The sequence below is a fragment of the Micromonospora deserti genome (assembly GCF_003236335.1).
Lineage (GTDB): Bacteria > Actinomycetota > Actinomycetes > Mycobacteriales > Micromonosporaceae > Micromonospora > Micromonospora deserti.
On the sequence record NZ_POUB01000300.1, the window covers coordinates 1 to 6,905 of the forward strand.

Consider the following 6,905-nt stretch of genomic DNA (forward strand, 5'->3'; position numbering starts at 1 on the left):
GGCCAGCGGGTACCTGGGGGCAGAGGTGTGCCGGCAGGCGGTCGCCGCCGGGCGGCGGGTCGTGGGGACGTACCACTCGGGCCTCGTGGCGGTGCCGGGGGTCGAGGCGCGGCGGGTGGACGTCACCGACCTGGCCGCCGCCGTGCTGGAGCTGGTCGAGAGCGATCACGCCGGCCCGCTCAACGTGGCTGGTCCGGACGCGGTCAGCCGGGTGGAACTGGGTCTGCTGGTGGCCCGCCGGCACGGCCTCGACCCTGCCGGGATGAAGACCACCACCAGTGCCTCCTCCGGGCTGCTCCGCCCGGCCGAGGTTCGCCTCGACTCGTCCCGCGCCGCGGCGCTGCTGCGCACCCGACTGCGGGGTGTCCGGGAACCCCTCGCTGCCTGATCCACCCCGCCGCGCGCGGCGCCCGAGGCGATCTCCCTCAACGCGGCCGGGTTACCGCTCGGTGCACAGCTTCTATGCACAACTCTTGTGCATAGAAGCTGTGCACAGATATTGTGCAAGCATGGGCAGCGACGACGCGAACCCGCGCCCGGCGAAGCGCGCGGTGCGGCTCGATCATCGGCAGGTCCGGGTGCTGGCGCATCCACTGCGGATGCGACTGCTCGGTGCGTTGCGGGTGAAGGGGCCCGCCACCGCCACCACCCTCGCCGCCCTGCTCGGCACCAACACCGGCGCCACCAGCTACCACCTGCGTCAGCTCGCCGAGGTAGGGCTGGTCGTGGAGGAGCCGGACCTGGCGACTGGGCGGCAGCGCTGGTGGCGTGCCGCGCATGAGCTGACGAGCTGGGAGCCGACCGACTTCGACGACGACCCCGACGCCCGGGCCGCGATCGAGTGGATCCAGGGCGATCAGGTGCGCCACTTGGTGGAGCACGCCGAGCGGTGGTTCGCCGTCCAGCACGAGTGGTCGCCGACGTGGCGGGACGCCCTCGGTATGGGCGACATCTTCATGACGATTCCGCCAGCCCGGCTGAAGGCGCTCAACGCGGAGGTGTGGCAGCTTCTGGAGCGCTACCGCGAGGAGAGCGCCGCCGGGGATCCTGACGCCCAACCCGTGCAGATCTTCGTGGCCGCCTATCCGCTGACCGGGGAGATGCGATGAGCGCCCTGTCCGTACGCCAGGTCCGGCGCCGCTTCCTGGTGCTGCACGGCCTGCGCTGGTTGCCCACCGGCCTGATGATCCCAGTGATGATCCTGCTGATGCAGGAGCGCGGCCTGTCGCTGTCCCAGATCGGCCTGGTCTCCGTCGCCCAGGGCCTGGTCGTGCTGGCGCTGGAACTGCCCACCGGCGGGCTCGCCGACGCCCTGGGCCGGCGACCCGTCCTGCTGGTGGCCTGGGTGCTCAGCCTGCTCTCCCTGCTGCTCTTCGCCGTCGCCGACTCGTTCGCGCTCTTCTTCCTGATCTGGGCGTTGCAGGGCGTCTTCCGCGCCCTCGACAGCGGCCCCCTGGAGTCCTGGTACGTCGACGCCACCCTCGCCGCCGACCCGAAAGCGGAGTACGAGCCGGGCCTCGGATACGCCGGCACCGTCATCGGCGTGGCCATCAGCGTCGGCGCGCTGCTCAGCGGCGGCCTGGTCGCGCTCGGCCCGGTCGGGCCGATCAGCGCGCTCACCGTTCCGGTGCTGGTCGCCGCCGCACTCCAGGTGGTGGCCCTGGCCGCCCTGCTGGTGCTGCTGGTTGAGGTCCGCCCGGCCCGGGGCGCCGCGGCGCTGCGGGCCTCGGTCGCCGAGGCGCCGCGGATGGTCGGGCAGGCGTTCGGGCTGCTGCGCCGGTCCCGCGTGCTGCTCGCCCTGGTGGCGGTCGAGCTGTTCTGGGGCTTCGGCATGGTCACCTTCGAGTCGCTGCTGCCGGTACGCCTCGCCGAGGTGGCCGGCGACGCCGAGCGGGCGGCGGCACTGCTGGGCCCGGCGAACTCCGCGGCCTGGCTGGCCGGGGCGGCCGGCGCCGCGCTCACCCCGCTGCTGCTGCGTTGGCTGGGAGCCGCGCCCAGCGCCGCGCTGCTGCGTATCGTCCAGGGCGCCACGGTGGTCGGCATGGGACTCTTCGCCGGCCCGGTCGGGGTGCTGCTCGCCTACCTCGCCTGCTACACGGTGCACGGCGCGTCCAACCCGCTGCACATGGGGCTGCTGCACCGGCAGGTCGACGGCCCGTACCGGACCAGCGTGATCTCGCTGAACTCGATGATGAGCCAGCCCGGGTTCGCGGTCGGCGCCGTCGTGCTCACCGCGCTGGCCGACGCGGTCAGCGTCCGCGCCGCGATGCTGGCCGGCGCGGTGGTGCTCGCCGTCGCCGCCCCGCTCTACCTGCCCGCCTGGCGCGCCGGCCGCCAGCCCGGGACCGACGCCGCGCGACCGGCCGGCCCGACGGCCCCGGTTCCCCAGGTGGTCGCGGACGACGCAATCACCCCCGCCCGGTGACCCCCGTCAAGATCCGCGCGCCTTCGCCCGACCCGGACGGAAGATCCCGTCACCGAAGGTGCGCGGATCTTTGGACGTCGGGATCAGGGGCGGCGCCGCTCAGCCCAGCAGCAAGGAGGTGCGGGCCAGGGTGTTGGTGAAGCCGAGCCGCCGGTAGAGCCGGATCGCGCCGACGTTGACCCGGTAGACGCCGAGCGCCACGTGGTCGTACCGGGCGAGGAGGGCGCGGGTCATGCCGGCCGTGAGCGCCCCGCCCAGGCCTTGGCCCCGCCGGTCGGGGGCGACGGTCAGGCCGGCGAGGAAGCCGACGTCGCCCCGGCTGCGGTCCGCCCCGCCGGCGACCAGCCGGTCACCGTCCCGGATGCCGTACCAGTCGACCACCCGCGGGTCCCCTGGGCGGGACGTGGTGGTAGGGAACGACTCCTCGATCAGTTCGGTCAGCGCCGGGTGGTCCGCCCCGGTGAGGCGGACCACCCGCTCCTCCTCGGCCTGGTGGGGCGGGGCGGCGGCGGTCCAGAGGAAGTCCCACTCGTCGTGCCGGTCGACAGTGAGCCGACCGGCCGGCAGGACGGCCGGGTCGAGTCGCGGCAGGTGCAGCCACTGGCCGGGACGGAGCACCCCGTCGGCGGCCAGGCCGGCGAACACCTCGACCGCCGCGCCGGGCGCGCCGATCGCGTCGCCGGCCGGGCTTCGGCCGGCCGGCATCAGCCAGCCCACCGCGTCGTCGCGCAGCCAGCCGCGCAGGCGGTCGCCGCGCCACAGCGCGTGCCGGGCGTACGGGTGGTGGCGCGCCGCCGCCAGGATGGCGTCCCGCCCCTCCAGGACCTGGTCAGCAGTGATCATGTGACCAGCCTAGAACGGGGTGCGGCCGCCGGTGGCGGGCCGGAGCGGCCGGGCGGAGCGGGCCGCTCCACGGTGGAGATTGGCCCGCGGACCGATTGGGTACATCCCGCGGCGACCCACTGGGACCCCCTACCGGAGGAACGACATGCTCGCCATTCTCGCGGCGATCGTTTTCGGCTTCGCCCTGCTGCTCGACCTGCTGGACACCAATTTCGGTGCACCGGACCTGTTCAACTGGCACACCCTCGTGCTCATCGGCCTGCTGCTGCTCTCGCTCTACCTGGCGGGGGTCGGTCGCGGACCGGGCGGTAGCGGCCGGGGCCGCTGGTACGGCCGGCGCCCCGGCCGGGGCTGACCGCAACCGATCATCGATGGCCCGGCCCGCGGCGCGATTCCGGTGTCGCCGGCCGGGCCCGGTACTGTTCTCGTGATGGAGTCCGACGCCCTCTTCACCCTTGGCGAACCCGCCGGAGCGCCCGCCTCGCCCGCGGGCGCCGACGGCTTCGCTGCGGTAGCGGAGGATTCGCCCCTGCCCGTCCGGATGCGCCCGGCGAGCCTCGACGAGCTGGTCGGGCAGGACCACCTGCTCGCCCCGGGCGCCCCGCTGCGCCAGCTCGTCTCCGGCGCCGCGCCGATGTCGGTCATCCTGTGGGGGCCGCCGGGCAGCGGCAAGACCACCATTGCGCACCTGGTGGCCCGGGCCACCGACCGCCGCTTCGTGGCCATGTCGGCGCTCACCGCCGGGGTCAGGGACGTCCGCGCGGTGATCGAGACGGCGCGTCGCCAGCGCCGTTCCGGCGGGCCGCCGACCGTGCTGTTCATCGACGAGGTGCACCGGTTCAGCAAGACCCAGCAGGACTCGCTGTTGGCCGCGGTGGAGGACCGAACCGTCACGCTGCTGGCGGCCACCACGGAGAACCCGTATTTCTCAGTCATCTCGCCGCTGCTGTCGCGGTGCGTGCTGCTCACCCTCCAGCCGCTGGACGACGCGGCGGTGCGCGGCCTGCTGCGCCGCGCGGTCGCCGACGAGCGCGGCCTGGCCGGCGCGCTGAGCCTGGAGCCCGAGGCGGAGGAGCATCTCGTCCGCCTCGCCGGCGGCGACGTGCGCAAGGCGCTGACCGCGCTGGAGGCGGCCGCGGGGTCCGCGACGGCCCTCGGCGCCGGGCGCATCGATCTGGCCACCGCCGAGCAGGCGGTCGACGTGGCGGCCGTGCGCTACGACCGGGCCGGCGACGCCCACTATGACGTGACCAGCGCGTTCATCAAGAGCATGCGCGGATCCGACGTGGATGCCGCGCTGCACTGGCTGGCCCGGATGCTGGTCGCCGGCGAGGACGCCCGGTTCATCGCCCGCCGGCTGGTCATCTTCGCCAGTGAGGACGTCGGGATGGCCGACCCGGACGCGCTGAGCGTGGCCACCGCCGCCGCGCACGCCGTCGAGTACGTCGGCTTGCCGGAGGCCCAGCTCAACCTGGCCCAGGCGGTGATCCACCTGGCCACCGCGCCGAAGTCGAACTCGGCCACCACGGCGATCGGCGCCGCCATCGCCGACGTACGGGCCGGCCGGGGCGGGCCGGTGCCGCGCGGGCTGCGCGACGCGCACTACGCCGGCGCCAAGGGGCTCGGCCACGGCACCGGTTACCGGTACCCGCACGACGACCAGCGGGGCGTGGTCACCCAGCAGTACGCACCCGACGACCTGGTCGGCACCGACTACTACCGGCCCAGCCAGCACGGCGCCGAGCGGTCGGTGGCCACCCGGCTGCCGCTGCTGCGCCGGATCGTCCGCGGGCTGCCGGCGCCGGCCACCGGTGCGCCGGCCGCGACGGTCGCGGCCGGCACGACGGGTAACGGCAGCCGCCCGACGGGTACGGGCGGCGCCGGTACCGTGCACGAGGGCGGCAGCGACGCCGCCGGGGAGGGTCAGCAGTGAGATCGCGTGGTTCGGAGCGACCGGAGGACGGCCCCGACGAGCGGCGCGAATCCCGCGCCAAGGGCCGCCGCTGGGGGCGCGGCAAGGCCGAGGCCGAGCCGGAGGAGCCGATCAGCGGCGAGGAGTTCGGCTGGATCGACGACCTGCGGTCGGCCAAGCAGCAACGTATCGAGCTGGGTCCCGACGGGGTCGAGCCGGTCCCGCCCGCCGGGCCGCACCCGGGAGTGCCGGCCCCTCCCGGCGGGGTCGGTCCGGAGGCGCCGCCGGCCCGCGGGCCGGCCGCGACGCCCCCGGTGCGGCGCGGCGAGGCGGATCCACGCTCCCGTCCAGGCCCCTGGCCCGGTGCGCCCGACCAGGCGCGGCCGGTCCGCCACCCGGACGACCGGCCGGCCGCGGAGCGCTCCGGCCCGCCGGCACCCGGCCCCGTCGCGCCGGAGCCGCCAGGACGCCGGGGCCCAACGCCGACCGGCGGCTGGCCGCAGCCCGGCCCGGCCGGCCCGGAGCGGCGGCCGCGACCGGTCTCGGACGCTCCGACCGACCCGCACGCCGGCACCTCCACCGGGCAGCACACCCGGCCGTACGCCGACACGTCCACCGGCCAGCAGCCGCGCCCGCCCGCCGGTTCCCCGCCCGGTACGCCCATCCGACCGGGGACGGCCTCGCACTCCGGCCCGCCGGCCGCGCCGCCCAGCGGTGCTCCGGGCGGGCTGCCCGCCGCCGCGCCGGCCGGCCCGCCTCCGGGCCGGCGCTCCGGCGGGCGCGCCGCCGCGGTGGCGCCGACCGACCCGGGCGTACGCCCCGGCGAACCGGTTCGGCGTCCCGGCCCGGCCGGGGCGGACGCCGCGCGTGACGTGACGCAGGACGGCGTGGAAACCGGGCGCCGGGCGGCTCCCGGCGGCCCCGCCGGACGACACGGGGCCGCGACCGGCGGGGGCGCCGGGCGACGCCGACCGGACCCAACCGAGCCCGGCCGCCCAGGCGGGGCCACGGGCCGGTTCGGCGGGCCCACGGCGGGCGCTGCCCAGTCCACCTCCGGTGCCCCGACCGCTGGGCGGCCCGTCCCCGACGACCGGGAGGCGGCCCCGGGGCGCCCGCGGCGCGGCCCCGGCGACACCGGCGCGTCGGCGCCCGTCGAGGTGACCGGCCACGCACCGGCCGGATCCGGGGGCGCGACCGCCGCCGACGGCACCGGCCGCCGGAGCGGCCCGGCGGCCGGCATCAACGATGGGCGCGCACCGGGGCGGCAGGGTGCGGGCGAATCCGTACGCGGCCGGCGCCGGGCCGCCGCGACCGAGGACCCGCTGGTGCCGCTCAGCGGCAACGCCCCGCCGGTACCCGGCGTGCCCGCCGCGGGCGCCGACCCGGAGCCACCCCGGCGCCGACGTGCGGCGCCGGACGGCGAGGCTCCGCCTCGGGGTCGGCGTGCGGCGCCGGACGGCGAGGCTCCGCCTCGGGGTCGGCGTGCGGCGCCGGACGGCGAGGCTCCGCCTCGGGGTCGGCGTGCGGCGCCGGACGGCGAGGCTCCGCCTCGGGGTCGGCGTGCGGCGCCGGACGGCGAGACTCCGCCTCGGGGTCGGCGTGCGGCGCCGGACGGCGAGGCTCCGCCTCGGGGTCGGCGTGCGGCGCCGGACGGCGAGGCTCCGCCTCGGGGTCGGCGTGCGGCGCCGGACGGCGAGGCTCCGCCTCGGGGTCGGCGTGCGGCGC

Annotated in this window: 5 protein-coding genes and 1 pseudogene; 5 read left to right on the forward strand and 1 reads right to left on the reverse strand. The window is 76.9% G+C overall.

Features of this window, described 5'->3' with window-relative positions; all coding sequences use genetic code 11:
* The 3 genes and pseudogenes from C1I99_RS27475 to C1I99_RS27485 all read left to right on the forward strand — a co-directional run.
* A pseudogene (locus C1I99_RS27475) lies at positions 1–388 on the forward strand (hypothetical protein); the annotation flags it as partial.
* 121 nt (positions 389–509) lie between these two features.
* On the forward strand, positions 510–1,109 hold the full coding sequence (locus C1I99_RS27480; RefSeq protein WP_111137115.1) for an ArsR/SmtB family transcription factor: 600 nt from the start codon (positions 510–512) through the stop codon (positions 1,107–1,109).
* The gene (locus C1I99_RS27485) at positions 1,106–2,425 is read left to right on the forward strand and encodes an MFS transporter (protein WP_111137116.1); all 1,320 of its coding nucleotides are present in this window, start codon (positions 1,106–1,108) and stop codon (positions 2,423–2,425) included. The genes C1I99_RS27480 and C1I99_RS27485 overlap by 4 nt, the downstream gene beginning before the upstream one ends.
* Positions 2,426–2,524: 99 nt before the next feature.
* Here the strand turns inward: C1I99_RS27485 and C1I99_RS27490 are convergent, their stop codons facing one another.
* The gene (locus C1I99_RS27490; RefSeq protein WP_111137117.1) at positions 2,525–3,268 is read right to left on the reverse strand and encodes a GNAT family N-acetyltransferase; all 744 of its coding nucleotides are present in this window, start codon (positions 3,266–3,268) and stop codon (positions 2,525–2,527) included.
* Positions 3,269–3,413: 145 nt separating this feature from the next.
* Between C1I99_RS27490 and C1I99_RS27495 the strand changes: the two genes are divergently transcribed.
* Together C1I99_RS27495 and C1I99_RS27500 are read left to right on the forward strand one after the other, a co-directional pair.
* Entirely contained in the window at positions 3,414–3,623 is a 210-nt protein-coding gene (locus C1I99_RS27495; protein WP_111137118.1) for a hypothetical protein, read from the forward strand.
* A gap of 75 nt (positions 3,624–3,698) precedes the next feature.
* Entirely contained in the window at positions 3,699–5,201 is a 1,503-nt protein-coding gene (locus tag C1I99_RS27500; RefSeq protein WP_111137119.1) for a replication-associated recombination protein A, read from the forward strand.
* Positions 5,202–6,905: the final 1,704 nt, after the last annotated feature.